The sequence below is a fragment of the Deltaproteobacteria bacterium genome (assembly GCA_005879795.1).
GTDB lineage: Bacteria > Desulfobacterota > Binatia > DP-6 > DP-6 > DP-6.
The window spans coordinates 74,233-101,075 of the sequence record VBKJ01000131.1; the positions used below are offsets into that span (position 1 = coordinate 74,233).

A 26,843-nucleotide genomic window follows, 5' to 3' on the forward strand; every position below is an offset into this window, starting at 1 on the left:
CCTTCCGGACAGCGGCGTGTGATGGGCAGCGCCGCCCTGTACCGGCGGCTTCTGCGGCAGGCGCGCCCGTACTGGCTCCACTTGGCGGGCGTCTTCGGGCTCGGGCTGCTCGCGAGCCCCGTGGCGCTCCTCAATCCAGTGCCGGTCAAGATCGTGGTGGATTCGGTCCTCGGCGGGCACCCGCTGCCCGCGTTCCTGCGGCCGTTGTTCCCGGTGGCCGGGCAGTCCCCCGCCGCGATCCTGCTGTTCGCGATCGCCCTGCTCGTGGCCGTCGCGACGATAGGCCAGGTGCAGGCGCTCGCTGGCACGCTGCTGCGCTCCTGGGTCGGGGAGCGGCTGGTCCTCGAATTCCGCGCCCGCCTCGTGGAGCAGGTCCAACGCCTGTCCGTCTCGTATCACGACTCGCGGGGAACCGCCGACGCCCTCCACCGCATCCAGCAGGACGCGCCCGCGATCCAATACGTCACGGTTGAAGGCGTGATTCCGGCGCTCGCGGCGGCGGTCACGCTCGTGACGATGCTCGCCGTCACCGCCCATCTCGACCGGCAGCTCGCGCTCGTGGCGCTGGCCATCTCGCCGCCCCTCTTCTTCCTGTCGCGCTTCTATCGCCCGCGCATGCGCAGCCAGTCGCGGCACGCGAAGAAGCTCGAGAGCGCGGCGGCCGCCATCGTGCAGGAGATGCTCGGGGCGCTGCGCGTGGTCAAGGCGTTCGGGCAGGAGACGCGCGAGACCGACCGGTTCGTCAGCCGCTCGCGCGAGGGGATGGCGGCGCGCATGAGCCTCACGCTGCTCCAGGGCCGCTATGGCCTGTTCGTGGGGCTCGTCACGGCGCTCGGTACCGCCGCCGTCCTGGTCATCGGCGTCCGCCACGTCCGCTCCGGCGCCCTCACGCTGGGACAGCTGCTGATCGTGATGGGGTACGTGGGGCAGCTCTACGAACCCTTGAAGACGATCGGCCGAAAGGCGTCGGCGCTCCAGTCCTACCTCGCGAGCGCCGAGCGGGCCTTCGCGCTCCTAGACGAGCGGCCCGACGTCCCCGAGCGACCCCACGCTCGTCCTCTGGTGCGCGCCGCCGGCGCGGTGGCATTCCGGCAGGTCTGCTTCGCCTACGACGGCGAGCACCCGGTACTGCGCGACGTCACCTTCGAGGTGGAGGCGAGCACGCGGGTTGCGATCGTGGGGGCGACGGGCGCCGGGAAGACGACGCTCGTGAGCCTCCTCACCCGATTCTACGACCCGACGGCCGGCACCATCCTCCTCGACGGCGTCGACCTGCGGGACTACCGCCTCGCCGACCTGCGCAAACAGTTCGCCATCGTGCTCCAGGAGCCCGTGCTGTTCTCGAGCAGCATCGCGGAGAACATCGCCTACGGGCGCCCGGCGGCGAGCGACCTCGACATCGCGCGGGCCGCGGAGGCAGCGGGCGCGCACGACTTCATCGTCCGCCTGCCGCGGGGCTACGCGACGCCGGTCGGGGAGCGCGGGATGCAGCTCTCCGGCGGCGAGCGCCAGCGCATCGCGCTTGCGCGCGCGTTCCTCAAGGACGCGCCCCTCCTGATCCTCGACGAGCCCACGAGCGCGGTCGACGTGAAGACCGAAGCCGCGATCCTCGAGGCCATGGGTCGCCTGATGCGCGGCCGCACGGCGTTCCTGATCACCCACCGGACGAGCGCGCTCTCGATGTGCGACGTGGAGCTGCAATTGGAGCGGGGCTGCCTCGCGGAGGCGACGCCGTCCCTGGCATGGCAGGCCCGCTGAGCCGGCAGTCGAGCGACGACCGGATCACCTCGCTGATGGCGGAGACCCTCGAGGAGGGGCTGTCCCGCCTCCGAGGGCGACCCGTCCGGATTCGCGCGATGCGCCGGGAGTTCTCGTCGTCGAGCTCGAGTTTCCGTACCGAGCGCTTGCGCCTCTCGCTCGACGGCGACGAGCCGCTTCGCGTCTTCTTCAAGGACTTGAACCCGGACCATCAGATGGAGAAGGCGCGGACGGTGCGCGAGTTCGATCTCGAGCACGGCCGCCGCGAACTCCGGATGTATCTATCGCTCCTTTCCCCGGAGCACTTCGGGACGCTCCACCTCTACGCGTTCCGGTGGGAGCCCGATCACGGGCGATTCTGGATCTTTCTCGAAGATGCTGGTCGGACGGTACTGCACAACACGCTCGACCTGCCCCACTGGACGGCGACCGCCCGCTGGGCCGCCCGCTTTCACGCGGCGACCCGCGACCTGCCGGAGGCCCAGACGAGCTTTCTCCCCCGGTATGACCGGGCGCATTACCGTGGGTGTGTCGAGCGCGTCGAGAAGATCCTGCCCAGTCTCGACGCCCCGGAACGCGAGCTCGTCGGGCGCGGGCTCGACTGCTATGTCGAACGCATCGCCTGGCTCGAGGCGCTGCCGCGGTCCGTGATCCACGGCCAGTTCTTCGGAAAGAACGTCATGCTGCGAGAAGGCAGCACGGCCAGGCGAATCGTCGTGATCGACTGGGAAACGGCGGCGCTGGGTCCGGGCACGTTCGATCTCGTGAGCCTCACTTCGGGCAAATGGACCGCGGCGCAGCGGCACGCCATGTGGACCGCATACTTCGAGCAGTACCAGGCTGAGACCGGGCAGCGCATGGGCTGGGAGGATTTTCGTCGGCAGCTGGCCGGCGTGGCCCTCTACCAGTCCCTGGAGTGGCTCGCCTGGTGGGGGCACCACCGCAGCCTGTCTCGACACTTTGCCAACTTCAAGCGAGAGCTCGGAACGGTCTTGGATGAACATTTCGCCCCGGGCATCAAGGCCACGACGGGGGTGGGATGATGCTCGGACCCGTTCGCGGCGGCAAACGCGCCACCGTTTCGCCCTTCGCGGCCGTGCTCGATCAGGGCGAATTCCGCTCGGAGCTCGGTCGGCTGTGCGTCTCCGAGTGGCATTGGGGTGCGCCGCAGGCGGTGCGCATCCAACCGCTCAAATGGCATCGGGAACGCTGCACGTGCGAGATCACCGTGAAAACCGAAACCGGGTGCCACGGCGTGATCGGCAAAGTGTACGAGGTCGATCAGGTAGGCGTATTTCGAACAAGGGAGACCGTCTGGCAAGCCGGCTTCGGCCCGGAGGCGGAATTCTCCATTCCCCAGCCGCTCGCGTATCTGCCCTCGGTGCGAGTCCTGCTGGAAGAGAAAGTCCAGGGGCCGTCGGCGAAGGAGACGCTCTTGAGCGGCATCCCGCACGAGCGCCGCGCGGCCGCCGAGCGGTGTGGGCAGTGGCTGGCACGATTTCACATCGCAGCGCCCCGGCTCGGCAACGCGGTGGACATCCGCAGGGAGTTCTCCCGTTTCCGACAATGGACCGACCAGGTCACGAGCTTCGGACAGCCGTTCAGTGACAAGGGTGCGCGGCTCTTCCGAGAGCTGGAAGCCGCAGCGCCGGCGCCCGGCACCGTCGAATACTGCGCCGGGCACGGCAGCTACATTCCCGAGCACGTGTTCTTGAGCGGCCCGCGCACGACGGTGATCGACCTGGACGAGTACGACGTCGCGGACCCCGGCCGAGATGTCGCCTGGTTCGTCGTGTCCCTCCAACGGCTGGCGCTGGTTCACCTGGGCTCCTTCCATGCCCTGGACGGCCCCGCCCAGCATTTCCTGGAGTCGTACCTGTCGGCGGGCAACGGGGGGGTCCCGCCCCACTACCCGTTCTACCGGGCCCTGGAGTGCCTGCATCGCGCGCGGCGCGATCTCTACAAGCGCGTCCCCCCGGTTCCGGAGTGGGCCGAGATCATGCTGGACGAAGGACTGCGGGCCCTATGATGCCCCGTCGAGCGCGCGCCCACGAGCGCCGCGGTATCGGCTAGTCGGACAGCCTCCTGGCCCGCCGCCCGAGCGCGAGCGCGCGCCGCACGGCCTCGCCCGGCGTGCGCGCGGCGACGACGCCGCGCACGTCGCACCGCCCGAGCGCGACCGCCGGCCGCCCCAGCACGCGCGCCAGCGCGACCTCGGCAAGCGTGCCGTGCTGGCCGGGGAGCGCGATGAGGGCATCGCCCGCGGCCGCGACGAGCACGTTGCGCGCGTGTCCGAGGCCGGTGGGCAGGGCGACGGTCAGGTAGCGGTTGCCGGCGCCGTGCTCGTAGCCGGGCAGGATGCCGATCACCGTGCCGCCCGCCTCCGTCGCGCCGCGCGCCGCGGCCTCCATGACGCCGCCCAGCCCGCCGCAGACGAGGACGGCGCCGGCGCGCGCGATCTCGCGCCCGACCGCACGCGCGAGCGCCGCGGTGCGCGGGCCGCACACGCCGCCGCCCGCGACGGCGATCTGGAGGCGACGGCTGCCCCTCACAGGAGCGCCGCCAGCTCCGGCAGCGCGCGCAGCAGGTAGCGGGGCGGCGCGGCGCCGGCAGGAACGCCGTGTCCGTGGGCGTCGATCCACGCCGCGTCGAGCCCGGCCGCGCGCGCGCCGGCGACGTCCTCGCCCCACGTGTCGCCGACCAGCAGAGTCTCTCCCGCCCCGAGCCCGAGCCCGCGCAGCCCGGCGCGCGCCATGGCCGGATGCGGCTTGCGGAGCCCGAGGGCTTCCGAGATCACCACCGTGTCGAGCCAGGGCGCGATGCCGTGCCGTAGGAGGATGTCGTAGGCCGTCGCGGTGTCGTCGAAGTTGGTCACCACGCCGAGCCGGTAGCGCGGGCGGAGCGCCGCGAGCAGCTCGCCGTGCGCCGGCGGGAGCACCGTCGCGGCGGCGACCAGCGCCATGTGCGCGCGCGAGAGGTCGGCGGCCGCCTCGGCCAGCACGCCGTCGGCGCAGCCGACGCGCGCGAGCGCGCGCCGGAAGCGCTCGCGCGAGGGCACCTCCGTGTGATCGACGGCGCGCGCTCGCGCCAGCTCGTCGCTCACCGCGCGGAGCGCGCGCGCGAAATCCGCGAGCGACACGCCCGGCACCCACGCGGCGAGCGCCGGCGCGAGCGCGCCCATCTTGGTGCGGTGGCGTACGCCGTCGAGCTCGAGTTCGGGGAGCCGCCCGGTATCGACGGTGACGAGCGTGCCGAAGAGGTCGAAGAGGACGCCGCGGTAGGGCGCCGCCATCACTGCCGGAGCGCGGCCGCGGAGAGCCCGACCAGGCCGGCCAGCAGGGCGACGCCGTTCAGCGCGACGGCGGCGCGGTGCGCGCGCCGAAACGCCGGGTCGGCCGAGGGCGCCTCGCCGCGGGCGTGGAGGGCGACCCGCAGGCGCTGGGCGCGGGGGTGCACCACCCGGCCCGCCCACAGGGTGGCCGCGAGCCCGAGTGCCAGCGCGACCACGGCCCCCGTCCACCAGGCCCCGGCCGTCGCCCGGCGCGCCAGCACGACGCCGCAGGCGAGCGCGCCCGCGCCCGCGGCCGTGCCGAGCCCGTAGTAGCGGGGAAAGATGGCCCCGACCACGTCGCCCGCTCGCGCCTCGCCGAGGACGCCGAAGACGGCGGGCGCCACCACGAAGGAGAAGCACGCGACCTCGCCCACCCAGAGCGCCAGGGCGAGGAGGTAGAGAAAGCGGACCAGCCCGATCACTGGAGGTAGCGCGGACGCGCCGGGCCGGGCAGCGGCTGCCGCCCCGCGAAGCCGTCATCGATCCGGTGCCAGAAGGCGACCTCGGGCTCCCCGAACTGCCAGCAGAGGTAGACGATCTCGCCCTCCAGCTCCGCGGGGAAGTCGACCAGGCCGAGCTGCACGTCCTTCAGGTGCGCGCCGCTCGCCTCGATCTCCTCGACGATCCCGTCGAGCTCCTCCACCAGGGCGCGCGCCGCAGGCCGTCGCCGCAAGAGCTCCTCCGGCGCGAGCGCCGCGAGCGTCACGCCCGTCTCGCGCGCGAGACCGTTCATCTCCTCGTGCAGCTGGAGCGCGCCACGCTGCAAGCGCTCCATCAGGATGTGCAGACGCGGCACGATCGCGTTCGCTTCCTCGAGGCGGAACGTCTTCGTCGCTCTCACGCGAAGGGCGATGCTACCGGCTTCGCTCCGGAGTGTCGAGGCGGCGCGTGCCTCCCGTGCACGTGGATCCTCTTGTGCGTCCGGACCCCCTGCGTTAGATTCGACCCGCGTTTTGCACGAGCGCGTACATGGGAGTGGTCTACCAAGAGCCGGGGCGCGTCGCCCCGCGTCTCGAGATCGGGGTGGAGGTCTAGGCATGGCGGAGGACGATCCGAGCCGCGAGTCCCCGGGCTTGAACCCCGAAGGGGGCCAGCGCTTCTTCGGCTTCGACGAGGACACGAGCGGCGTCACGGTGCCGGCCGAGCTGCCCATCCTGCCGCTGCGCGGGGTGGTGATCTTCCCCTCGGCCATCGTGCCGCTGCTCATCTCGCGCGGCGCCTCGCTCAAGCTGGTCGAGGACTGCCTCGCCGCCGATCGCATGCTCGGCCTCGCGGAGCAGAAGAACCCCGAGGAGGAGACGCCCGCGCCCGAGGGCCTCTACGCGCGCGGGACCGCCGGCCGCATCCTCAAGATGCTCAAGTACCCCGACCAGAGCGTGCGCATCCTGGTGCAGGGCCTCCGCCGCATCGAGATCGCCGCCTACACGCAGCGCGAGCCGTACTTCCGCGCCCGCGTCCGCCACCTGCAGGACCGCTTCGAGCCCTCCAAGGACCTGGATGCCGTCCAGGCCCACATGGTGAACCAGTTCGCCAAGTTCGTCTCCATGATCCCCTACCTGCCCGACGAGCTGCAGGTGGTGGTGATGAACATCAAGGACCCGGGCAAGGTGACCGACCTGATCGCCTCCAACCTGAACATCTCGCTCGAGGAGAAGCAGGACCTGCTCTCCACGCTCGACGTGCGGGCGCGGCTCGAGAAACTCTCCACCATCCTGAACCGCGAGATCGAGCTGCTCGAGCTGGGGCACAAGATCCAGTCGCAGGTCCAGTCCGAGCTCAACAAGAACCAGAAGGAGTTCTACCTCCGCCAGCAGATGAAGGCGATCCAGAAGGAACTCGGCGAGGGTGACGGCAAGACGGCCGAGGTCGAGGAGCTGCGCCGGCGCGTCGAGGAGGCGAGGATGCCGCCCGAGGCGCTCAAGGCCGCCGAGCACGAGCTCGAGCGGCTGCGCATGATCCCGCCCGAGTCGGCCGAACACTCGGTGGTGCGCACCTACCTCGAGTGGCTGGTGTCGCTGCCCTGGTCGGTCTCGACCGAGGACAACCTGGACCTCCGCCACGCGCGCCAGGTCCTCGACGAGGACCACTTCGACCTCGAGAAGATCAAGGACCGCATCCTCGAGTACCTGGCCGTGCGCCAGCTGCGCAAAGACCCGAAGAGCCCCATCCTCTGCTTCGTCGGCCCGCCCGGCGTGGGCAAGACCTCGCTCGGCAGATCGATCGCGCGCGCCATGGGCCGCAAGTTCGTGCGCCTGTCGCTGGGCGGCATCCGCGACGAGGCGGAGATCCGCGGCCACCGCCGGACGTACGTCGGCGCGCTCCCCGGCCGCGTCATCCAGAACATAAAGAACGCGGGCTCCAACAACCCCCTCTTCATGCTCGACGAGATCGACAAGCTCGGCATGGACTTCCGCGGCGACCCCGCCTCGGCGCTGCTCGAGGTGCTCGATCCCGAGCAGAACAACACCTTCCAGGACCATTACCTCGACGTCCCCTTCGACCTGCAGCGGGTCATGTTCGTCACCACCGCCAACGTGCTCGACCCGATCCCGCCCGCGCTCCGCGATCGCATGGAGGTGATCGAGCTGGCCGGCTACACCGAGGAGGAGAAGCTCGAGATCGCGCGCCGGCACCTGATCCCGAAGCAGCTCGCGGAGAACGGTCTCCGGGAGGAGAACCTCCGTTTTGGCGACGACGCCCTGGTGCACATCATCCGCGCCCACACGCGCGAGGCGGGGCTGCGCAACCTCGAGCGCGAGATCGGGCGCGTGTGCCGGAAGGTCGCGCGCGGCATCACCGAAGGGCGCACCGAGCCGGTCGTGTGCACCGCCGAGAAGGTGCGCGAGTACCTCGGCCCCGACAAGTTCTTCTCCGAGGTCGCCGAGCGCACCGAGGAGCCCGGCGTGGCGGTCGGCCTCGCCTGGACGCCGAACGGCGGCGACATCCTCTTCATCGAATCGACCCGCATGTCGGGCAGGAAGAACCTGACGCTCACCGGCCACCTCGGCGAGGTCATGAAGGAGTCGGCGCAGGCGGCACTCAGCTACGTGCGCGCGCGCGCGAACCGCCTCGGCATCGCGCCCGACTTCTTCGAGAACACCGACATCCACATCCACGTCCCGCACGGCGCCATCCCGAAGGACGGGCCGTCGGCCGGCGTCACCATCGTCACCTCGCTCGCCTCGCTCCTGACGGGTCGGCACGTACGCCCAAACGTGGCCATGACGGGCGAGATCACGCTGCGCGGCAAGGTCGAGCCGGTGGGCGGCGTCAAGGAGAAGGTGCTGGCCGCCAAGCGCGCCGGCATCGAGACCGTCATCCTCCCGCGGCGCAACGAGAAGGATCTGGAGGACGTGCCCGAGCCGGTGCGGCGCGCCATGCGCTTCGTCTTCGTCGACAGGGTGGAGGAAGTGCTCGACCACGCGCTCGAGCCGGCGCAGGGCGAGCGCGAGCAGCGCGCCGCCACGGCCTGAGGGCCGCCGCCCGACGGACCGATGCGCGTCGTGATGCTCGCGTCCGAGGTCTACCCGTACGCCAAGACGGGAGGCCTCGCCGACGTGCTGGCCGCGCTGCCCCGGGCGCTCGCCGGAGCTGGCGTCGAGGTGACGGTGTGCGCCCCGGGATACCGCACGGCGCTTCGCGCGGCCGGCGGGCCCCCGCCCGGCATGCGCCTGCACGCGCCGGTCGGGAGCCGCATGGAGCCGGCCGACGTCGTGCGCGTACCCGGCGCGCCCGTGCCGACCGTGCTCCTGCGCGCCGACCGCTACTTCGACCGCGACGGCCTCTACGGCGAGGGCGGGCGCGACTGGCCCGACAACGCCGAGCGCTTCGCCTTCTTCTGCCGCGCCGCGCTCGAGTGGCTGCGCGCCGCGGCCGAGCCGCCCGACGTGCTGCACGTCCACGAGTGGCAGAGCGCGCTCGCGCCCGCCTTCCTGCGCGGCACCGCCGAGCTCTACCCGGAGCTCGCGCGCGTGCGCACCGTCCTCACCCTCCACAACCTCGCCTACCAGGGCCGCTTCCCGGCCGACCAGTGGCACCTCCTGAACCTCGACGCCCGCTACTTCGTGCCGGAGTTCCTCGAGTTCCACGGAGAGATCAACTACCTGAAGGCCGGCATCGTCCTCGCCGACGCGCTCACCACGGTGAGCCCGCGCTACGCGGCCGAGATCCAGACGCCCGCGTTCGGCGAGGGCCTCGACGGCGTGCTGCGAGCCCGCCGCGCGGCGCTCCGCGGCATCCTGAACGGGATCGACGACGGCGTCTGGAACCCCGCCACCGATCCCCACCTCCCGGCGCGCTACGATGCGCACGACCTGGCCGGCAAGGCCCGCTGCAAACAGGCGCTCCAGGCCGAGCTCGGGCTCGCCGTCCGGGACGACCCGCCGCTGCTGGGTGTCGTCTCCCGCCTGGCCGAGCAGAAGGGCCTCGACCTGCTCGCCGCGACCCTGCCCGGGGCCCTCGAGCCCCTGGACGCGCAGCTCGCGGTGCTCGGCAGCGGCGACGAGCGCTACGAGCACTCGGTCCGCGGGCTGGCGGCTCGCTTCCCGGGACGTGTCGGGGTGCGCATCGGCTTCGACGAGGGGCTCGCGCACCGCATCGAGGCGGGGGCGGACGTCTTCCTGATGCCGTCGCGCTTCGAGCCCTGCGGCCTGAACCAGCTCTACAGCCTGCGCTACGGGACCGTCCCCATCGTGCACGCGACCGGCGGCCTCGACGACAGCGTGGCGGAGTTCGATCCCGCGACCGGCGCCGGCACGGGCTTCAAGTTCACCCCCTACACGCCCGCGGCCTTCCTGGCCGCCCTCGAGCGCGCACTCCGCACCCGCCGCGACTCCGCCCTCTGGGCCCGCCTGATCGCCAACGGCATGGCGCAGGACTTCTCGTGGAGCCGGGCGGCGGCCGAGTATCGGGCGGTCTACGAGACGCTGGTCGGCGGCGGCGCCGGCGCGTGACCCGGCGATCCGGGGGGCCCGCCCGATTCCCGTGGCGCCCCCGCCTCCGCGCACGGCAGCCTCGCGTCACGCTCCTGCGGCGGAGGGGCCCGGCCGGGGGGCCGGCAGCAGGCCCCTCAGCCGGCGAGCCAGTGCGCGAGCGCGAGGACCACGCCGACCAGGCCGCCCACCACGGCCCCGTTCAGGCGGATGAACTGGAGGTCGGCGCCGACGCGCTCCTCGATCTGCGCCACCAGCCTGCCCGTCTCGAGCGCTTCCAGGTTCTCTCGCACGGTGCGCCCGATCTCGTGGTGGTAGCGACGGAGCAGGTCGTCTGCCGTCGCGCGCACCCACCGGTCGAAGGCGGCGCGCCGCTCGGGGTCGCCGAGCCGCTCGACGGCGGCTGAGCGAAGCCAGCGATCGATGAGGGCCGCGAGCGCGCCGTGCGGGTCGGCGAGGTCCTGCTCGAGCTGGGCACGGAGCCGCGCGAGCACGTCGCACACCAGCGGACCCGCCTCGAGGCTCTCGAGGAGCGCCGTCCGCAGCCGCTCGGCGTCGGCGAGCGCCTTGGGGTCCCCCTCGGCGAGCCGCTCCGCAAGGCGGAGCAGGGCGCCCTGCGCCGCTCCGCGGAGCGGGTGCTGCGGGTCGCCCGCTGCCGCCCGCAGCTCGGCCGCGGCGTATCCACAGGCGGCCTCGACGAGTCGCCGCTGCACGAAGCGGCGGCGCAGGACGAACGGGATGAGCCGCTGGCCACCCGCGCGCAGCGTACGCGCCGACCGGTCGAGCCACCAGTGGAGCTGGGTCGCGGTGCGCGGGCGCTCGGCGAGGTTGGCGAGCGACAGGGCGACCGTCTCGAAGGCCTTTCCGGCGCCGTCGCTCGTGACGGCGCGGCGGAGCCAGGCGCCCGTGCCGACATCGACGGGCAGCTCTCGGAGCTGGCGCTGGAGGGCACGCTCGACGAAGCCGACCGCCTCCGCCCCGGTGAGCGTGGGCGCGAGGCCGCGCAGCACGTCGCGCACCGGGGCGGACACGCGCTCGACGTGCGCGGGGTCGCGGAGCCACTCGACGACGAGGGCGCCGGGCGCGAGGCGCGCCAGCCGCGCGCTGATCGCATCCGGCGAGAGCCAGTCCTCCTCGACCATGGTGACGATGCCCTCGATGATCTTCGCCCGCCGGGCGGGAATGATCGCCGTGTGCGGGATCGGGAGCCCGAGGGGATGGCGAAAGAGGGCGGTCACGGCGAACCAGTCCGCGAACCCGCCGACCGTCGCCGCCTCGAAACCCGCCGCGACGACCCGGAGCCAGGTCGAGCCGGCGAAGGGCCCGCCCCGCAAGCCGAGGTGGCACGCAGCCGCGCCGCCCGCGGCCATCGCAAGGGACACGGAGCCCACGCGGTTGCGGCGCGGGGGTGCGCTCCGGGCTGCGGCGGGCACGGCTGCCTAGGAGGCCGTCCGGGTCATCATGGCGGCTGCGGCGAACGAGCGGCCGGACCTCGTTCCCCCGACCGGGGGCGGGCAGGCGCCGCCGCGCGCGAATGGCACGGGATCGCTCATCGGAACTCGCCGCCTTCGACCACCGCGACGAGCTCGCGCGGGTGCGTGATGATCCGCTCGGGCTGCGCCGCCTCGAGCGCCTCGGGCGCCAGCCCCCACGCCACACCGCAGAACGCGACGCCGCCCGCGCGCGCGGTGCGCACGTCGATGCCCGAGTCCCCCACCAGCAGCATCCGCTCGCGCGCCGTCGCGGTGAGCGCGCGGAGCCGCTCGAGGCCGGCGGGATCGGGCTTGCGCACGGGGAGCGAGTCGCCGCCCAGGACCGCGACGAAGCGCGCGGTGAGCCCGAGCCCCTCCAGGATCGCGCGGCTCATCGCCTCGGGCTTGTTGGTGAGCACCGAGCACGCGACCCCGCGCGCGGCGAGGGCGGCGAGGGCCTCCTCAACGCCGGGGTACGGCCGCGTGGCGTCGAGGAGGTGCGCGCCGTAGTAGGCCATGAACGCCTCGACCCCGGCCGCGAGCCGGTCCTGGTGGTCGGAGCCGAGCGCGCGCTCGACCAGCACGCGCGCACCGTCGCCCACGTAGCGGTAGAGGATGGCGGGCGGCAGCTCCGCGAGGCCGAGGCGCCGGAGCACGTGGTTCACGGCCGCGGTCAGGTCGGCGCGCGAGTCGATCAGCGTGCCGTCGAGGTCGAAGGCGACGTGCTCGTACACGAGGGCGGCACGCGGGCTCACGGCCCGCCCGCTCCCGGTGTCCCGGACACTACACCGCGAAGGACGAACCGCAGCCGCAGGTGTGGGTGGCCTTCGGGTTCGAGAACCTGAACCCGCCGCCGTGGAGGCTCGACACGAAGTCGATCTCGGTGCCGGCAAGGTACTCGGCGCTGGTCGGGTCGACCAGGACCCGCACCCCGTCGTACTCGAGCACCCGGTCCTCCTCGCGCACGTGCTCATCGAAGTCGAGCTGGTAGCTGAACCCCGAGCACCCGCCCCCGACGACCGAGACCCGCAGCGCGTGGGCCTCCGAGAACCCCTCCTTCGCCCGCACCTGCTTCACCATCTCGACCGCCCGGGGCGTGAGGGCGAGCGGGGTGAGGGTGGGCGTGCTTGCCTCCTCGATCATGCACGTACGATAGGGACGGGGTCCCGCAAAGTCAACGCGGTGCGCCGGGCAGGTGTGGGGCGACCCGCGGCAAGAGCGCCCTGGTCGAGGACTCGCAGCTCGGGCCCGACGGCGGGGTGAGCAGCGTGCGCGATCGGCTGGGGCTCGAGATGCGCTCCGGCACGGCCTCACCAGCGCGGCGTGGCCGTCGGGCAGGCGCAGCCCGACCGCGTCGTCCGCACCTCGAGCCGGGCGCCATCGGCCGCAACCGTGATCGCCCCGCAGTGGTCGGTGCGGAGCGTGCATGCACCGCGCGCCCGGTAGCGCGCCTCCACCTCGGCGGACGGGAGGCGGTAGCGATTGTCGGCGCCCACGGAGATGACCGCCACGCGCGGCGCCACGGCGTCGACGAAGCGCGGCGTGCTCGAGGTGCGGCTGCCGTGGTGCGGGACCTTGAGCACCGCCGCCGGCAGGCGCGCCGGGGCGAGGAGGAGCCGCTCCTCGGCGCGCGCCTCGATGTCGCCGGTCAGGAGGACGACGGTCGCGCCCGCGCGCACGCTGAGCGTGAGGGATGAGTCGTTGAGCGAGGCGTAGCCGCCGTCGGCGGGCGGGTGCAGAACCTCGGTCGCGTCGCCGAGCGCGGGGAGCGATGCGCCCGCGGCGAGGACGCGGACCCGGGTCCCGCTCGCCGCGAGCGCGGCCGCGAGGCGCTCCCACTCTACCCCCTCGCCGGGGACGCCGGTCCACCAGAACTCGCGCGGACGGAAGTGCGCGAGCAGGTACGGCAGGCCGCCCGAGTGGTCGGGGTGCGCGTGAGTCATTGCGAGCGCGTCGACGCGCAGGATCTTGCGCGACCAGAGGAAGGGCCCCACCACCGCCGCGCCGGTGTCGAAGTCCCCGCCCGGGAAGCCGCCCGCGTCGACCACCAGCACGCGGCCCCCGGGGAGCTCGAGGACCGCAGCGTCCCCCTGCCCCACGTCGAGGAAGGTGACGCGCAGGCGCTCGGCGCAGCACCGCTCGCGCGTCCACCACGTCGCGTCCGCAGCGAGACCAGCGAGCGCCAGGACGGCGAGGACCCGCGCCCCGCGTCGCGGCAGCGCGAGGAGCCCGGCGAGGAGCCCGTAGACGAGCGCCAGCTCGAGCAGGCTCGGGATCGGCACGTCGACGGCCGCCCACGCCGGCCGCGCCAGCGCGCGGACGAGCGCGATGCCGGGACGCAGCACGAGGCCCGCGAGCCGAAAGAGCACCGCGGCGGCGCCGGGCAGCACGGGCTCCGCGACCGCACCGACCAGCCCGATGACCACGACCGCGGAGCCGAAGATCGGGATGGTGAGCGGGTTCGCCACCAGGCCCACCAGTGACACCTGGTGGAAGTGGAAGGCGGTCAGCGGGGCCGTCCCGAGGAGCGCGCAGGGGGAGACGAGCGCGGCCGCGCCGAGGCGCGCGCGCCACGACCCCACCGGCGCGCCGGGCGCGAGCCGCCGCATTCCATACACGATCGCCCCGACGGACACGAAGGAGAGCTGAAAGCCGATCTCGAGCGGCGTTCCCGGCCAGGCGAGCGCCAGCACGAGCGCCGCGAGCGCGAGGGTGCGGAGCACGTCCGCCCGGCGGCCGAGGAGCCCCGCCAGGACCGCGGCCGTGACCATGATCGCCGAGCGCAGCGTCGCGACCCCGAGGCCCGCGAGCGCCGTGTAGAGGGCCACCGGCCCGAGGCTCAGCGCCGAGGCGAGCCGCTCGACGTCCGCGGCGAGCAGCAGCCGCTCGCTCCGCGCGAGGAGCCAGCGCGCGAGCGCGAAGCCGGCCACCGCGACCAGGCCGACGTGCAGGCCCGAGATGGAGAGCACGTGCACCACGCCGGCGCGCGTGAACGCCTCGCGCAGGTCCGCGTCGATACCCTCCTCGTCGCCCACGATGAGGGCGCGCAGCACCGCGCCCTCGGGGGGCGGCACGGCCGCGGCCATCGCCGCCGCGAGGCGGTCGCGCCATCGCTCGAGGCGCGCCCGGAGGCTGCGGGTGCGCCCCGGCAGCCGCTCGACCTCGCCGCCCCTCCACGCCGACGCGGTCACACGCACGCCCCGCCGGGCGAGGTACCCGACGTTGTCGAAGCGGCCCGGGTTCTCGAAGTTGTGCGGCGCGCGGAGCGTCGTCTCCACCCGCAGCCGCTCGCCGTAGCGCCAGCGGCGCGCCGGGTGGCGGACGGCGAGCCGCACGAGGCCGCACACCCGGCGCCGCGCCGCCCCGCGGCCCACCGCCTCGGCTTCGACCACGAGCACCGCGCGGCCCGGGTGCCGCTCGGGTGCCGCCACGATGCGGCCCTCGAGCACGGTCGCAAGCGGGAGCCGCAGGCGGGCCACGTCGGCCGCCTGCAGGAAGGGCGACGTGACGGGGTGCATGCGGCCAGCTCCGAGCGCGAGCGCGGCCACGCCCACGGTTGCCCACGCGAGGCTGCGCCAGCGCCTGCCCGTCGCGATCCAGAGGACGAGCGGCAGGGCGGGCGCCCCGAGCAGCACCGCCGGCGGCGGCGCCCACGCCGCCGCGCCGATCTCGCCCGCGAGCACCCCGACCGTCACCACCCCGAGCCCGGCCCGCACCTCCACCACGCGTCTCCTCCGGGGCGGGACGACGACGGCCGCTCAGGTCCGGGCGAGCTCCTCCTTGATCTGTGCCGCGAGCGTGAGCGTGATGCCGGGGACTGCCGCCAGCTCCTCCGCGCTCGCCTCGCCGATGCGGCGGAGGCTCCCGAAGCGCCGGAGCAGGGCCCGCCGCCGCCGCGGACCGATGCCCGCGATCGCGTCGAGCCGCGAGCAGAGCCGGGCGCGGGCCCGGAGCTTTCGGTGATAGAGGTTCACGAAGCGGTGCGCCTCGTCGCGCACGCGCTGGAGGAGGAAGAGCGCGCTCGAGTTGGGTTTGAGCACCACGGGATTCTTCCGGCCCGGCAGGAAGACCCGCTCGGGCCGGCGGCGGATCTCGCTCGCCGTCGGGTCGCGCTCGACGCGCTCCTTGGCGAGGCCGACGACCTCGAGGTCCGTCAGGCCGAGCTCGGCGAGCACCGCACGCGCGACCCCGAGCTGGCCGAGGCCGCCGTCGATCACGAGCAGGTCCGGCAGCCCGCCGCGCTCGCGCGCCTCGCGGAAGCGCCGGCGCAGCACCTCGGCCACCGCCGCGAAGTCGTCCGTGCCCTCGACGGTGCGGATGCGGTAGCGGCGGTAGCCGTCCTTGTGCGGCGCCCCCTCGTCGAAGGCGACGATGGCGCCCGCGGTCTCGCCCCCCTGGAAGGTGGCGATGTCGAGGCACTCGATGCGCTTGGGCGCGTTGGCGAGACGCAGGCGCGCCTGCAGCTCGGCCGCCATGCGCTCGCCCTCTCTGCTCACGTCGCGCCGCTCGGCGAAGCTCTGGCGCGCGTTCTCGCCCGCCATCTCGACCAGGCGGAGCTTGTCGCCGCGCCGGGGGACCAGGATCGCGACCTTCTTCCCGCGCCGCTCGCTCAGGTACTCGGCGCGCACCTCGGCGTCGGAGATCGCGACCGGGAGGAGGATCTCGTCCGGCACGTCGTGGTTGGTCGCCTGGTAGAACTGCGTGAGGACGGCCTCCAGGACCTCCGCGTCGGGGAACTCCCAGTCGTTGAAGCTGTAGCTGCGGTTGGAGACCAGCTTGCCGCTGCGCACGAAGAGGACCTGGACCTCGATCGCGCCACCCTCGCGGTAGAGGCCGAAGACGTCCTGGTTGGCGCCCCAGTGCTCGACCACCTGCTGGCGCTCCTGCGTCTTCTCGATCGCCTGGATCTGGTCGCGCAGGCGGGCCGCCTCCTCGAAGCGCTCGGCCTCCGCAGCGGCGGCCATCCGGTGGCGCAATCCCGCGACCACCTCGTGGTTGCGCCCCTCGAGGAGGAGCATCACCTGCCGGAGGTGCTCCTCGTACGCGCCGCGGTCGACCGGCAGCACGCAGGGGCCGAGGCAGCGCTTGATGTCGTACTCGATGCAGGGGCGGCTGCGGTTGCGGAACACGGGGTCGCTGCACGTGCGGAGCGGGAACACCTTGCGGATCGTGTCGAGCGTGTCGCGCACCGCGGACGCGCTCGCGAAGGGGCCGAAGTAGCGACTCCCGTCCTTGACGATCCGGCGCGTCACCAGCACGCGCGGCCACGGGTCCCCGACCGTGACCTTGACGCTCACGTAGCTCTTGTCGTCCTTCAGCCGGATGTTGTAGCGCGGCCGGTACTGCTTGATGAGGTTGTTCTCGAGGATGAGCGCTTCCTTGTCGTTGGCGGTGACGATGGTCTCGAAGTCCGCGAGGCGCTCGACCAGGAAGCGCACCTGGCTGCGCTCGTCGCCGCCGCGGAGATAGGTGCGCACGCGCGCACGGAGGCTCGCCGCCTTGCCGACGTAGATGATCTTGCCGTGCTTGTCCTTGAGGAGGTAGACGCCCGGCCGCGGCGGCACCGCGGCGAGCTTCTCCTCGAGCGGCCGGGGCGCGCAGTCCGCCGCTGGCGGCGCGATCTCCTCTTCGGGGCTCACGAGCACGGGATTATAGCGAGGCGCCGGGCGGGGCGCTCACGATGCGGGCGGCAGCTGGCGGAAGAAGCGCTCGACGAGCGGCTCGAGCCCGGGCAGCGCGGGATGTGGCGGCAGGCGATCGCCGACGGCGTGATGCGTCTCGCCGCCGGCGGTGACCACGAGCACGTCGCGGGTCTTCGGCAGCACGAGCCACACGACGGCGACGCCATGGCCGAGGTACCACTTGGCCTTCGCGCGCAGCTCGGGCTCGCCCTCCTCGCGCCCGCCGACCTCGACGGCGAGGATCGGCGGGACTCGGATGTAACGTCCGGTCAGCGGGAGGACGGCCTCCCGCGGCCACACCGCGCCCTCGGCGCCGCGGACGTCCGCGCCCAGGATCATGCCGGCCTCGTTGCCGCCCACGAAGAAGTCGGGATGCTCTTCCTGCCAGCGGTCGAGGATGCCGACCACGCTGACGCTCACGCCCTGCTGGATGCCGCCGCAGGGGGGCATGTAGAGGAGCCTCCCGCCCACCCACTCGAGGCGCCCCTCGATACGCGGCCACGACGCCGGCTCTTCCGGGCAGAAGCCCTCGGGCGGCTCGAGCTCGACCGGGAAGCGGACCGAGGCGGGGACGGGGATCGTCTCGGAGGACGGCTCCGAGGCCATGGCGGGGATGGTGGCACGGCGTATCCGAGGGGGCAAGACGAGGACCTCGCAAGCGAGGAGCGTGCCAGCGAAGTGCGTCCCCGCGCCGCCTGCGCGGCGTTGCGCCGCAGCGGCGCGTTCCACCCCGGCTGAAACGCGCACGCCGCGCTACCCCGCGTCGGCCGACGCCACCCCCAGCGCCCGCGCCTCGAGCGTCTTGATGCGGTCGCGGATCTCCGCCGCGCGCTCGAACTCGAGCTGCTTCGCGGCGTCGCGCATCTCCTTGCGCAGCGCGGTCACGCGCTTCGCGAGCTCGGCCGGGGCCAGCGCCGCGAGCGCGTCCTCCTCCTCGGCGACCGGCACGGTCAGGTAGTCCGCCTCGCACACCGCGGCCAGCGGCTCGGCGATGGCCTTCTGGATGGTCTGCGGGGTGATGCCGTGGATGTGGTTGTACTCCTGCTGCACGGCGCGGCGACGGGTGGTCTCGTCGATCGCCTTCCGCATCGAGTCGGTGACGGCGTCGGCGTACATGAACACCGTGCCGTTCACGTTGCGCGCCGCGCGGCCGATCGTCTGGATGAGCGAGCGCTCGGAGCGGAGGTAGCCTTCCTTGTCGGCGTCGAGGATGGCAACCAGCGACACCTCGGGCAGGTCGAGGCCCTCGCGCAGCAGGTTGATGCCGACCAGCACGTCGAACTCGCCGCGCCGGAGGTCGCGGATGATGTCGACGCGCTCGATCGTCTCGATGTCGGAGTGGATGTAGCGCACGCGGATGCCGACCTCCTGCAGGTAGTCGGTCAGGTCCTCGGCCATTTTCTTGGTGAGGGTGGTGACGAGGACGCGCTCCTGGGCGGCGACCCGCTTGCGGATTTCCTCGAGCAGGTCGTCCACCTGGTGGCGCGCCGGGCGGACGACCACCGCGGGGTCGGTGAGCCCCGTCGGGCGGATGAGCTGCTCCACGACCCGGCCGCGGGCCTGGCGGATCTCCCACTCGCCGGGCGTGGCCGAGACGTAGATCCTCTGCCGGACGTGGCGCGTGAACTCCTCGAAGTTGAGCGGGCGGTTGTCGAGCGCGGACGGGAGGCGGAAGCCGAACTCGACCAGCGTTTCCTTTCGGGAGCGGTCTCCTCTGTACATGCCGCCGATCTGCGGCACGGTCACGTGGCTCTCGTCGATGACGAGGAGGTAGTCCTCGGGAAAGTAGTCGAGGAGCGTGTAGGGCGGCTGCCCCGGGGCGCGGCCGTCGAGGTGCCGCGAGTAGTTCTCGATGCCGGGGCAGAAGCCCATCTCGGCGAGGAGCTCGAGGTCGTAGCGCGTGCGCTGCTCGAGGCGCTGCGCCTCGAGCAGCTTGTGCTCGCGCTTGAGCACCGCGAGCCGCTCGGCCAGCTCGGCCCGGATCGTCTCGACGGCGCGCTTCATGACCTCCTCGCCCGCCACGTAGTGGCTCGCGGGGTAGATCGCCACGCGCTCGAGCCTGCGCAGAACGGTGCCGCGGAGGGGATCGACCTCCGAGAGGGTCTCCACCGTGTCGCCGAAGAGCTCGACGCGGATCGCCCGGGCCTCCTCGTAGGCCGGGAAGATCTCCACCACGTCGCCCCGCACCCGGAAGGTGCCGCGGTGGAAGTCGTAGTCGTTGCGCTGGTACTGCATGTCGACCAGCTTGCGCAGCATCGTGTCGCGCTCGACCCGGGTCTCGCGGTCCAGGAAGACGAGCATGTCGAAGTAGCTCGCCGGCGAGCCCAGGCCGTAGATGCAGGACACGCTCGCCACCACGACCACGTCGTTGCGCTCGAGGAGCGCCTTGGTGGCGGCGTGGCGCATCTTGTCGATCTCGTCGTTGATGGAGGCGTCCTTCTCGATGTAGGTGTCGGTCGAGGGGACGTAGGCCTCGGGCTGGTAGTAGTCGTAGTAGCTCACGAAGTAGCGCACGGCGTTGTCGGGGAAGAGCGTGCGGAACTCGTGGTAGAGCTGCGCCGCCAGCGTCTTGTTGGGCGCGATCACGAGCGTTGGCTTGTTCACGTTCGCGATCACGTGCGAGACGGTGAAGGTCTTGCCGCTCCCCGTGACGCCGAGGAGGACCTGGTGGGGCACGCCCTGCCGCACGCCCTCGGTCAAGGCGGCGATCGCCGGCGGCTGATCGCCCTGGGGAACGAAGTCGGCGCGCAGCCCGAACGTGCCCTCGCGGCGCATGCGGCGGCCGATCATAGCAGCGCGCGGCGGCGACTCAACGTTGCACTGCGGGCGGCGGTGTGGTTGCAAGAGGCACCACAACCCCAACCGAGGAGGGCACGCATGCGGACGCTAGTGGGAACGCTCGCCGGACTCGCCTGCCTGGTCGCGCTGGCCAGCCGGGCGCCGGCCGGGGAGCCCGGCACCATGACCTTCACCGTCGTCAACCTCGAGTACGAGGGCACGAAGATCTGGGTGCCCGGGACGATCGTCGTGAAGAAGGGGACCAAGGTCACGCTGAAGCTGATCAACAACGTGAAGTCCGAGCCGAGCCAGCACGGCTTCGCGATCCCGGACTACAACGTCGCCGAGGTCGTGAACCGCGGCGAGGCGAAGACGGTCGAGTTCGTCGCCAACAAGGCGGGGGTCTTCCCCTTCATCTGCCAGCTCCATCCGGCGCACGTGGGCGGGGAGCTGGTCGTGCTGGAGTAGCGCGGCACGCCGGGGCGGCTCGGGCCCCCCGACCCCGTCACTTGCGGCCCTTCCAGCGGTCGTACTTGTCGATGAACTGCCGCCGCTGGCCCGGGGGGAAGTCGCGGTAGGTCTGCCAGTTCTGGCGCAGGCGCTGCCGTTCCTGCGGCGGCATGGCGCGGAACTGCTCCCAGCGCTTCTGGAGCATGCGCTGGCGCTGCTCGGGGAGCTGCTGGTAGCGCTGGTAGTTCTCCCACGCGCGCCACTGCTCCTCCGGGGTGAGCGACTGCCAGGGCCGCCCGTGCCGCTCCTGGGCCTGCGCCATCCGCCAGGGCTGGTGCCAGTCCTGGGCCTGCGCGCCCGGCGCGCCGAGCGCGAGCACGAGGCCGGCGATGGCGGCCGCGCGCCTCATCCGTTCGAGGGCGGCTCCTGCCCGTCGGGGGTGGCGGACTCGTCGTCGAGCGTGGTCGTCTGGATGGCCTCGAAGTGCGTGAGCTTGTCCAGGTTGCGGATGATGGGGAGGTCCATGAAGAGATCCGGCGCCTCGGCCAGCTTGGCAGGCGGCTCGGCGGGCGGAGGGACCTTCACCATCCGGCTCGGCGCGCGCGTCGGCCGCGGCGGGGCCTGGGCCGCCCGGTGCGCCGGGAGCAGGAGCGTGCCCGGCATCTGGTCCGTCCGCCGCACGATGCCGATCGCGAGGGCCAGGACCGCAGCCGTCCCCAGGGCGAACACGGGCACCGGGAGCCAGAGCTTCCAGCGGCTGGCGGGCGCACGCTCCACCTCGCCCGCTGCCGCCAGCCGGACGCGGCGCAGCGTGGCCTGCTCCAGGCTCGCGGACACGGGGGCCTCCGTCGGCAGCCCCTCGAGCGCGGCGAGCATCCGCTCCGTCACCCCGAGCTCGCGGCGGCACGCCGCGCAGACCGCGACGTGCCCATCGAGCGCGCGGCGGCGCCGCGGCGAGAGCTCACCGTCCACGGCGGCCGTCATCAACTTCTGCGCGCGCTGACATCGCATGATCACGTTCCTCCTAGAGGTACTCCCGCAGCGTCCTCTTGAGCGACTGGGTGGCGCGGAAGAGGAGCGCCTTCACCGCGCCCTCCGTGCAGCCGAGCGCCTCGGCCACGTCGCGGTAGGCGAGGCCGTCGACCCGCGAGAGGAGCAGCGCCGCCCGCTGCTTCGGAGGCAGCTCCTCGACCGCGGCTTCCAGCTGGCGCGCCAGCTCGCGGCTCGACGCGCCCTCCTCGGGCGTCGCCGCCGCGGGGTCGGGGAGCTGCGGGCCCTCGCGGCGATCCTCGTCCTCGCCCCGTCGCTGCCAGAGGTCCACCCGCAGGCGACGCTCGGGGCGCCGGATCTCGTTCAGGCAGAGGTTGGTCGCGATGGTGAACAGCCAGGTCGAGAAGCGACTCTCGGGGCGGTAGCGCTGCCGGAAGCGGAAGACCTGCACGAAGACGTCCTGGGTCACCTCCTCGGCCCGGGCCTCACTGCCGACCAGCCGGCGCGCGTACTGGAGAACGCGCGGGCTGAACTTCTGGAAGAGATCCTGGAAGGCCGCCTGGTCCCCCGCCTGGAGGCGGAGCATCAGGGCCACGTCGGGGTCGGCCGCGGCCCCGGCCGCAACCGTCGGGGCGGCCGCTCGGGCGCCCTCGCCCGGCACGATCGGCTCTCCGGGACGCCCCGGCTCACCCACGCTGGCAGGCGCCATGCGCGGCAGGATTCTACGCGAAGGGACCGGGCCTTCCCAGACGAGGACGCACGCCGACACGCGGCCGGCAAACACAGGACCCGCCGCCAGGTTGCGCCCGCCCGGGCCCGGCCGGCGGCTTCCATGGGGTCCGGGAAGCTGCTAACCGCGAGAGCGTGAGCCGCTTCCCGCTCGAGCCCGCGCTCGTCCGCCATCTCGAGCGCATCACCGGCTACCTGCGGGACGCGGGCCTGCGCCAGATTCCTCCCGAGCGCACCGATCTCAGGCAGACCCTCGCAGACTTCATGCAGAGGCGCACCCCGGCGGTCCTGGAGTCGTGGCTGCGGGCCATCGGCCCTGCCCTGGGCATCCCGGAGGCGGACTGGCCGCGCATCCGCGACGACCAGAGCGCGGCCGTCGGCCGCTGGGCGCGGCACATCGCACACCCCGCGGACCTCGAGACCTACGTGATGCTCTCGCGCCACACCCGCCAGGGGTTCATCTCGCGCTTCCCCGCCTCCCGCTTCCTGGCGGCACAGATCCGCCTGACGCAGCTCCTCGCCGAGGACATCAAGCGCGAGTTCGCCGACGATCCCGCCCAGGCGGACCAGCTCCGCCAGCTCCTCGTGCAGGAGTTCCAGGAGCGCGTGCTGCACATCACCGACTTCTTCGTCCAGGCACGCGAGGACGAGCTGCGTCGCCAGGAGGCCGCCTACCGCGAGGAGCTGCTCGAGCAGGAGGCGAGCTATCGGCGCGCCATCGACGGCGCCCCGGCCTGCATCCTGATGGTCGACGCCGCCGCCGGCACGCTCTTCGACATCAACCACGTGGCCGAGCGCCTGCTCGGCTACGGGCGCGAGGAGCTGCGCGGGCGGCCCTTCCAGGACCTGCACCCGCCGGGCGAGCGGGGGCGCGCGTCCACCCTGTGGCGGACCGCGCTCGAGCGCGGGCACGCGAGCCGCGACGACCTCCACCTCCTCACCCGGCGCGGCGAGCTGGTTCCCGTGTTCGCCAACGCCGGCTACATCGAGTACGGCCCGCGCCGCTGGGTGCAGCTCATCTGCGTAGACATCTCGGACCGCAAGCGCCTGGAGAGCCAGCTCATCCAGTCCGAGAAGATGGCGGCCATCGGCCAGCTCGCAGCCGGTCTCGCGCACGAGCTGCGCAACCCGCTCGCCATCGTGATGAACGCGCTCTACGACCTCCACCAGCTGGTCGACGGCAGGAACGCCGAGGTGGCCGAGGACCTGCGCATCGCAGAGGAGGAGATCGTTCGCGCGCAGGCGATCATCAAGAACCTGCTCGAGTTCTCGCGTGAGTCGGGCGTCGAGCTCGAGCGGCTGGACGTGAACGACCTCCTCGCGCGCACCCTCCAGCTGATGCAGAAGTACCTCCAGGACAACGGCGTGCGCGTGACGACGGAGTTCGGGCCCATCCCGCCCTGCCTCGCCAACCCGAATGCCATGCGCCAGATCGCGCTCAACCTGATCACCAACGCCGTGCAGGCGATGCCCGAGGGGGGCGACCTGACGCTCCGCACCGCCGCGGTGGGCCCGAACCTGATCCGCGTCGAGGTGCGCGACACCGGGGTCGGCATCCCGGCCGAGCACCTGCAGGACATCTTCAACCCCTTCTACACGACCAAGGCGCCCGGGCAGGGCACGGGCCTCGGGCTCTCGGTCGTGCACTCGATCCTGCGCCGCTACCAGGGCGAGATCCGCGTGGCGAGCGCGGTCGGCGTGGGCACGACCTTCACCATCGACCTGCCCTGCCAGTGCCACGCCGAGGTGCTCCCCGACCGCCCCGAGGGCTGAGCCGCGGTGCGCGCGCGCATCCTCCTCGTCGAGGACGAGGTCAACATGGCGCGCACGCTAGCCAAGAACCTCGAGCGCGCGGGCCACGCGGTGGAGCACGCGCCGCATGGGGAGGCGGCGCTCGCCCGCCTGGGCGAGGCGAGCTTCGACGTCGTGCTCACCGACCTCAAGATGCCGGTCATGGACGGCATGGCCCTCCTCCACGCCATGCACGAGCGCGGCCTCCCGCCCGCGGTGGTCGTGCTCACCGGCTACGGCACGATCGAGAGCGCGGTCGAGGCCATGAAGCTCGGCGCGGCGGACTACCTGATCAAGGACGCGCGCCCGCAGGAGATCCTGCTCACCATCGAGCGGGTCCTCAAGCTCGACGCGCTCCGGCGCGAGAACGCGCGCCTCCGCCGCGAGATCGGGCGGCTGCACGGCTTCGGCGAGCTGACCGGCGAGAGCGCGCCGATGAAGGAGATCTACCGCGTCATCAACTCCGTCGCCGAGAACAAGAGCACGGTCCTGGTGAGCGGCGAGAGCGGCACGGGGAAGGAGCTGGTCGCGCGCACCATCCACGAGCGCGGCCCGCTGGCCGGCCATCCCTTCGTCGCCATCAACTGCGCAGGGCTCTCCGAGACCCTCCTCGACAGCCAGCTCTTCGGCCACAGGCGCGGCGCCTTCACCGGGGCGGTCCACGACCACGACGGCGTCTTCCGCGCCGCCGAGGGCGGCACTCTCTTCCTCGATGAGGTGGCGGAGATCCCGCTCTCTCTCCAGGCGAAGTTCCTCCGCGCCGTGGAGCAACGAGAGGTGACACCCCTGGGCGCGAGCCTGCCGGTGCCGGTCGACGTGCGCCTCATCGCCGCCACCAACCGCGACCTCGAGGGCGAGGTGCGGGCCGGCCGCTTCCGCCAGGACCTCTACTACCGTCTCAACGTGGTGCACGTGGCACTGCCGCCGCTGCGCGACCGGCCCGAGGACATCCCGCTCCTCGCCGAGCACCTCCTCCAGCGCTTCAGCCGCGCGTACCAGGTGGCGCCCAAGCGCCTCGCCGCGGAGGCGATGGAGCGCCTCAAGGTCTATGCCTGGCCGGGCAACGTGCGCGAGCTGCAGAACGCGATCGAGCGCGCCTTCGCGCTCTCGGCCGCCGACACGATCACGCTCGACGACCTGCCCGCCGCCGTGCGCGGGCTTCCCTCCCCCGACGCCCCCGCCCTCGACCTGAGCGACGTGCCGACGCTCGAGGAGGCCGAGCGCCGGCTCGTCGCCGCCGCGCTGCGCAGGAGCGGCGGCAACAAGAACGAGGCCGCGCGCCTCCTCGGCATCGACCGCCAGCGCCTGTACCGCAAGATCGAGAAGTATGGGCTGGGGTAACGGAGGCCGAGCGCGAGAGCGCTCGAGCTGCGCACGGCGGGAGCCGCGCGGGAGTTGAACTGGGGGCGTCGGAAGCGCGCAGGGCGCGAAGCGCCCGAGCAGTGCACGGGCCCCCAGATGAGTTGGCTAAACCTCCGCCCGGAACGGCTCGCTCGCGGCGACCGCGGCGGCGTGCTGCTCGGCCGTGATCCGCCCGCGCATCAGCTCGAGGCGCAGGAAGAGGAAGTAGGTCTGGATCACGTCGCGCCGGCAGTAGGCGTGGATGTCGGCGAGGCGCCCGCTCTCCCAGAGCGCCTGCACGCCGGCGCCGTCCACGGCGCCCTTGCCCGGGAGGCCGACCAGCTGCGCCAGCAGGTGGAACCCCCCGCGCACGCTGAAGGCGCCGAAGTTGGTGACGAAGTCGTAGAGGTCGTAGTGGTCCACGTCGGAGTAGCGGTAGCGGAAGCCACCCTTGAAGTAGCGCGGGATGATGCAGCCGTGGCGGAGCGCCGCCAGCTCCATCACGGGCAGATCGAAGTTCCGCCCGTTGAAGGTGACGAGCGTCCCCCGGAAGCGCTCGAGCCGCTCCCAGAACGCGCGCACGATCGCGGCCTCGCTGTAGCCGTCGGCGCCGAGGACCTGCACGGCGGTCAGCACGCGCTCGTCGTTAACGTCGCCGATCACGATCGACACGGGCACGTGGAAGGCGACGGGGAAGAAGTCCGATCCGGTGCGGCTGCGCGCGGCCATCTGCGCGCGTGTGCGCTCGTAGGCCTCCTCCTCGCCGATCTCCTCGTGGCGGTGCAGGACCGCCTTCACCAGCGCCTTGTCGATGCGGGTCTCGACGTCGAAGATCGCGAAGTGCACGGCGGCGCACTCTAGCAGCGGTGCGCGATCTCGACCAGCTTGATGGTGAGGGGCAGGCCCTCCTCGCGCACGGTCACGTCGCGCGCCCGCCACGCGAGGCCGGCCGCGTCCAGCTCGGCGTAGAAGGCGCGGGTGTCGATGCGCCCCGCATCGGCGAGCAGCGCGCGGCCGCCGGGGACGAGATGGCCCGCGAGCGCGCGGGCGAGCGCCGGGAAGGCGGCCCGGTCATAGACGAGCTCGGCGGCGAGCACCAGGTCGAAGCGGGCCGCGAGCGCGGGCCGGGCCGCGTCGGCCGCCACCAGGTCGACGGCGCCGAGCCCGTTCGCCGCCGCGCTCGCGCGCACGAAGGCGAGGGCCACCCGCTCGCGGTCGACGAACGTGACCCGCGCGCCGCGGCACGCGGCCGTCAGGCCGGGTAGCCCGAGGCCACAGCCCAGCTCGAGGACGGTGCCCGCGCCGCGCGGCATCGCGCCGGCGAGGATGACCGCCCCGCTCCACAGGTGCGCCCAGTACGGCGGCTCCGGCGCGTCGGCGGCGAGCAGCGCCGCCCGGTCGAGGTGACGCTCGAGCGCGGCGACCCGCCAGAGCGCGACGGAGGCGTCGCCCACGGACACGCGCTCCAGCACGGCGTCGAAGTCACCGATCCGCATCGCGCTCTATTGTCACCTCCCCCGCGGGGGTGCTATCGAGAGCGCCGGCCGCTTCGCCTCACGGAGGAATCCGATGGAAGAGATGGTGCGCCAGA

The 26,843-nt window shown here is 72.8% G+C and carries 24 protein-coding genes; 8 read left to right on the forward strand and 16 right to left on the reverse strand.

Features of this window, described 5'->3' with window-relative positions; genetic code table 11:
- Positions 1-21: 21 nt before the first annotated feature.
- The 3 genes from E6J59_08655 to E6J59_08665 are packed head-to-tail and all read left to right on the forward strand — an operon-like array spanning position 22 to position 3,787.
- Complete coding sequence (locus tag E6J59_08655) at positions 22-1,758, forward strand: ABC transporter ATP-binding protein (protein TMB20489.1); 1,737 nt, start codon at positions 22-24, stop codon at positions 1,756-1,758.
- Entirely contained in the window at positions 1,743-2,801 is a 1,059-nt protein-coding gene (locus E6J59_08660) for a DUF1679 domain-containing protein (GenBank protein TMB20490.1), read from the forward strand. The genes E6J59_08655 and E6J59_08660 overlap by 16 nt, the downstream gene beginning before the upstream one ends.
- Entirely contained in the window at positions 2,798-3,787 is a 990-nt protein-coding gene (locus E6J59_08665) for a hypothetical protein (protein ID TMB20491.1), read from the forward strand. Before E6J59_08660 ends, E6J59_08665 begins: the two co-directional genes overlap by 4 nt.
- 40 nt (positions 3,788-3,827) lie before the next feature.
- Here E6J59_08665 and E6J59_08670 read toward each other — a convergent pair whose 3' ends face one another.
- From E6J59_08670 to E6J59_08685, 4 genes are read right to left on the reverse strand one after another with little or no spacing between them, the layout of a single operon-like run.
- Positions 3,828-4,310: a TIGR00725 family protein gene (locus tag E6J59_08670; protein TMB20492.1), complete on the reverse strand. Its 483-nt coding sequence runs from the start codon at positions 4,308-4,310 to the stop codon at positions 3,828-3,830.
- Positions 4,307-5,050 carry an HAD family hydrolase gene (locus tag E6J59_08675; protein ID TMB20493.1) on the reverse strand — a complete coding sequence of 248 codons (744 nt, stop codon included), beginning with the start codon at positions 5,048-5,050 and terminating at the stop codon, positions 4,307-4,309. Before E6J59_08675 ends, E6J59_08670 begins: the two co-directional genes overlap by 4 nt.
- On the reverse strand, positions 5,050-5,511 hold the full coding sequence (locus tag E6J59_08680) for a DUF4149 domain-containing protein (protein ID TMB20494.1): 462 nt from the start codon (positions 5,509-5,511) through the stop codon (positions 5,050-5,052). Before E6J59_08680 ends, E6J59_08675 begins: the two co-directional genes overlap by 1 nt.
- A complete protein-coding gene (locus E6J59_08685; GenBank protein TMB20495.1) occupies positions 5,508-6,296 on the reverse strand; it encodes a DUF2203 family protein in 789 nt (262 codons plus the stop codon). The genes E6J59_08680 and E6J59_08685 overlap by 4 nt, the downstream gene beginning before the upstream one ends.
- Between E6J59_08685 and lon the strand changes: the two genes are divergently transcribed.
- A complete protein-coding gene (gene lon / locus E6J59_08690) occupies positions 6,127-8,562 on the forward strand; it encodes an endopeptidase La (protein ID TMB20496.1) in 2,436 nt (811 codons plus the stop codon). The two genes, E6J59_08685 and lon, sit on opposite strands and share 170 nt — an antisense overlap.
- Positions 8,563-8,583: 21 nt before the next feature.
- A complete protein-coding gene (gene glgA, locus E6J59_08695; GenBank protein ID TMB20497.1) occupies positions 8,584-10,041 on the forward strand; it encodes a glycogen synthase GlgA in 1,458 nt (485 codons plus the stop codon).
- 116 nt (positions 10,042-10,157) lie between these two features.
- On the opposite strand, the gene E6J59_08700 is transcribed toward glgA, so the two are convergent.
- The 7 genes from E6J59_08700 to uvrB all read right to left on the reverse strand — a co-directional run bounded on the left by E6J59_08700 (position 10,158) and on the right by uvrB (position 19,948).
- Positions 10,158-11,453: a DUF445 domain-containing protein gene (locus E6J59_08700; GenBank protein TMB20498.1), complete on the reverse strand. Its 1,296-nt coding sequence runs from the start codon at positions 11,451-11,453 to the stop codon at positions 10,158-10,160.
- A 116-nt stretch (positions 11,454-11,569) separates the two neighbouring features.
- Complete coding sequence (locus E6J59_08705; protein ID TMB20499.1) at positions 11,570-12,385, reverse strand: HAD family hydrolase; 816 nt, start codon at positions 12,383-12,385, stop codon at positions 11,570-11,572.
- Positions 12,276-12,635, reverse strand: a complete 360-nt coding sequence (gene erpA, locus E6J59_08710; protein ID TMB20500.1) for an iron-sulfur cluster insertion protein ErpA — start codon at positions 12,633-12,635, stop codon at positions 12,276-12,278. The genes E6J59_08705 and erpA overlap by 110 nt, the downstream gene beginning before the upstream one ends.
- Positions 12,636-12,802: 167 nt before the next feature.
- Positions 12,803-15,217 carry a DNA internalization-related competence protein ComEC/Rec2 gene (locus E6J59_08715; GenBank protein ID TMB20501.1) on the reverse strand — a complete coding sequence of 805 codons (2,415 nt, stop codon included), beginning with the start codon at positions 15,215-15,217 and terminating at the stop codon, positions 12,803-12,805.
- Positions 15,218-15,250: 33 nt separating this feature from the next.
- Positions 15,251-17,137, reverse strand: a complete 1,887-nt coding sequence (gene uvrC / locus E6J59_08720; GenBank protein ID TMB20502.1) for an excinuclease ABC subunit UvrC — start codon at positions 17,135-17,137, stop codon at positions 15,251-15,253.
- Positions 17,138-17,167: 30 nt separating this feature from the next.
- On the reverse strand, positions 17,168-17,779 hold the full coding sequence (locus E6J59_08725) for a hypothetical protein (GenBank protein ID TMB20503.1): 612 nt from the start codon (positions 17,777-17,779) through the stop codon (positions 17,168-17,170).
- A 147-nt stretch (positions 17,780-17,926) separates the two neighbouring features.
- Positions 17,927-19,948 carry an excinuclease ABC subunit UvrB gene (gene uvrB, locus E6J59_08730; GenBank protein TMB20504.1) on the reverse strand — a complete coding sequence of 674 codons (2,022 nt, stop codon included), beginning with the start codon at positions 19,946-19,948 and terminating at the stop codon, positions 17,927-17,929.
- Between the two features lie 102 nt (positions 19,949-20,050).
- Here uvrB and E6J59_08735 point away from each other — a divergent pair, with 102 nt between their 5' ends.
- Positions 20,051-20,419: a hypothetical protein gene (locus E6J59_08735; GenBank protein ID TMB20505.1), complete on the forward strand. Its 369-nt coding sequence runs from the start codon at positions 20,051-20,053 to the stop codon at positions 20,417-20,419.
- A 37-nt stretch (positions 20,420-20,456) separates the two neighbouring features.
- On the opposite strand, the gene E6J59_08740 is transcribed toward E6J59_08735, so the two are convergent.
- Genes E6J59_08740 through E6J59_08750 form a run of 3 tightly spaced genes read right to left on the reverse strand, consistent with a single transcriptional unit; the run spans position 20,457 to position 22,100 of the window.
- Positions 20,457-20,810: a DUF3106 domain-containing protein gene (locus E6J59_08740; protein TMB20506.1), complete on the reverse strand. Its 354-nt coding sequence runs from the start codon at positions 20,808-20,810 to the stop codon at positions 20,457-20,459.
- Positions 20,807-21,412, reverse strand: coding sequence for a hypothetical protein (locus E6J59_08745; protein ID TMB20507.1), 606 nt, complete (start codon positions 21,410-21,412; stop codon positions 20,807-20,809). Before E6J59_08745 ends, E6J59_08740 begins: the two co-directional genes overlap by 4 nt.
- Positions 21,413-21,425: 13 nt before the next feature.
- Complete coding sequence (locus E6J59_08750; GenBank protein TMB20508.1) at positions 21,426-22,100, reverse strand: sigma-70 family RNA polymerase sigma factor; 675 nt, start codon at positions 22,098-22,100, stop codon at positions 21,426-21,428.
- A gap of 155 nt (positions 22,101-22,255) precedes the next feature.
- Here E6J59_08750 and E6J59_08755 point away from each other — a divergent pair, with 155 nt between their 5' ends.
- Both E6J59_08755 and E6J59_08760 read left to right on the forward strand, forming a co-directional pair.
- The gene (locus E6J59_08755) at positions 22,256-23,893 is read left to right on the forward strand and encodes a PAS domain S-box protein (GenBank protein ID TMB20509.1); all 1,638 of its coding nucleotides are present in this window, start codon (positions 22,256-22,258) and stop codon (positions 23,891-23,893) included.
- A gap of 45 nt (positions 23,894-23,938) precedes the next feature.
- On the forward strand, positions 23,939-25,252 hold the full coding sequence (locus tag E6J59_08760) for a sigma-54-dependent Fis family transcriptional regulator (GenBank protein TMB20515.1): 1,314 nt from the start codon (positions 23,939-23,941) through the stop codon (positions 25,250-25,252).
- Positions 25,253-25,378: 126 nt separating this feature from the next.
- Here the strand turns inward: E6J59_08760 and E6J59_08765 are convergent, their stop codons facing one another.
- Both E6J59_08765 and E6J59_08770 read right to left on the reverse strand, forming a co-directional pair.
- On the reverse strand, positions 25,379-26,098 hold the full coding sequence (locus E6J59_08765) for a 3'-5' exonuclease (protein ID TMB20510.1): 720 nt from the start codon (positions 26,096-26,098) through the stop codon (positions 25,379-25,381).
- Between the two features lie 11 nt (positions 26,099-26,109).
- Positions 26,110-26,748, reverse strand: coding sequence for a methyltransferase domain-containing protein (locus E6J59_08770; protein TMB20511.1), 639 nt, complete (start codon positions 26,746-26,748; stop codon positions 26,110-26,112).
- Between the last annotated feature and the right edge of the window lie 95 nt (positions 26,749-26,843).

Bases quoted from the DNA above. Each gene is read 5' to 3' on its own strand.
- E6J59_08655 (TMB20489.1), top strand. From the start codon at position 22: ATGGGCAGCGCCGCCCTGTACCGGCGGCTTCTGCGGCAGGCGCGCCCG.
- E6J59_08660 (TMB20490.1), top strand. From the start codon at position 1,743: ATGGCAGGCCCGCTGAGCCGGCAGTCGAGCGACGACCGGATCACCTCG.
- E6J59_08665 (TMB20491.1), top strand. From the start codon at position 2,798: ATGATGCTCGGACCCGTTCGCGGCGGCAAACGCGCCACCGTTTCGCCC.
- E6J59_08675 (TMB20493.1), bottom strand. From the start codon at position 5,050: ATGGCGGCGCCCTACCGCGGCGTCCTCTTCGACCTCTTCGGCACGCTC.
- lon (TMB20496.1), top strand. From the start codon at position 6,127: ATGGCGGAGGACGATCCGAGCCGCGAGTCCCCGGGCTTGAACCCCGAA.
- E6J59_08685 (TMB20495.1), bottom strand. From the start codon at position 6,296: ATGAGCAGCGGCACGATGGCCGAGGGGAAGATCACCACCCCGCGCAGC.
- glgA (TMB20497.1), top strand. From the start codon at position 8,584: ATGCGCGTCGTGATGCTCGCGTCCGAGGTCTACCCGTACGCCAAGACG.
- erpA (TMB20500.1), bottom strand. From the start codon at position 12,635: ATGATCGAGGAGGCAAGCACGCCCACCCTCACCCCGCTCGCCCTCACG.
- E6J59_08725 (TMB20503.1), bottom strand. From the start codon at position 17,779: ATGGCCTCGGAGCCGTCCTCCGAGACGATCCCCGTCCCCGCCTCGGTC.
- uvrB (TMB20504.1), bottom strand. From the start codon at position 19,948: ATGCGCCGCGAGGGCACGTTCGGGCTGCGCGCCGACTTCGTTCCCCAG.
- E6J59_08735 (TMB20505.1), top strand. From the start codon at position 20,051: ATGCGGACGCTAGTGGGAACGCTCGCCGGACTCGCCTGCCTGGTCGCG.
- E6J59_08740 (TMB20506.1), bottom strand. From the start codon at position 20,810: ATGAGGCGCGCGGCCGCCATCGCCGGCCTCGTGCTCGCGCTCGGCGCG.
- E6J59_08745 (TMB20507.1), bottom strand. From the start codon at position 21,412: ATGCGATGTCAGCGCGCGCAGAAGTTGATGACGGCCGCCGTGGACGGT.
- E6J59_08750 (TMB20508.1), bottom strand. From the start codon at position 22,100: ATGGCGCCTGCCAGCGTGGGTGAGCCGGGGCGTCCCGGAGAGCCGATC.
- E6J59_08760 (TMB20515.1), top strand. From the start codon at position 23,939: ATGGCGCGCACGCTAGCCAAGAACCTCGAGCGCGCGGGCCACGCGGTG.
- E6J59_08770 (TMB20511.1), bottom strand. From the start codon at position 26,748: ATGCGGATCGGTGACTTCGACGCCGTGCTGGAGCGCGTGTCCGTGGGC.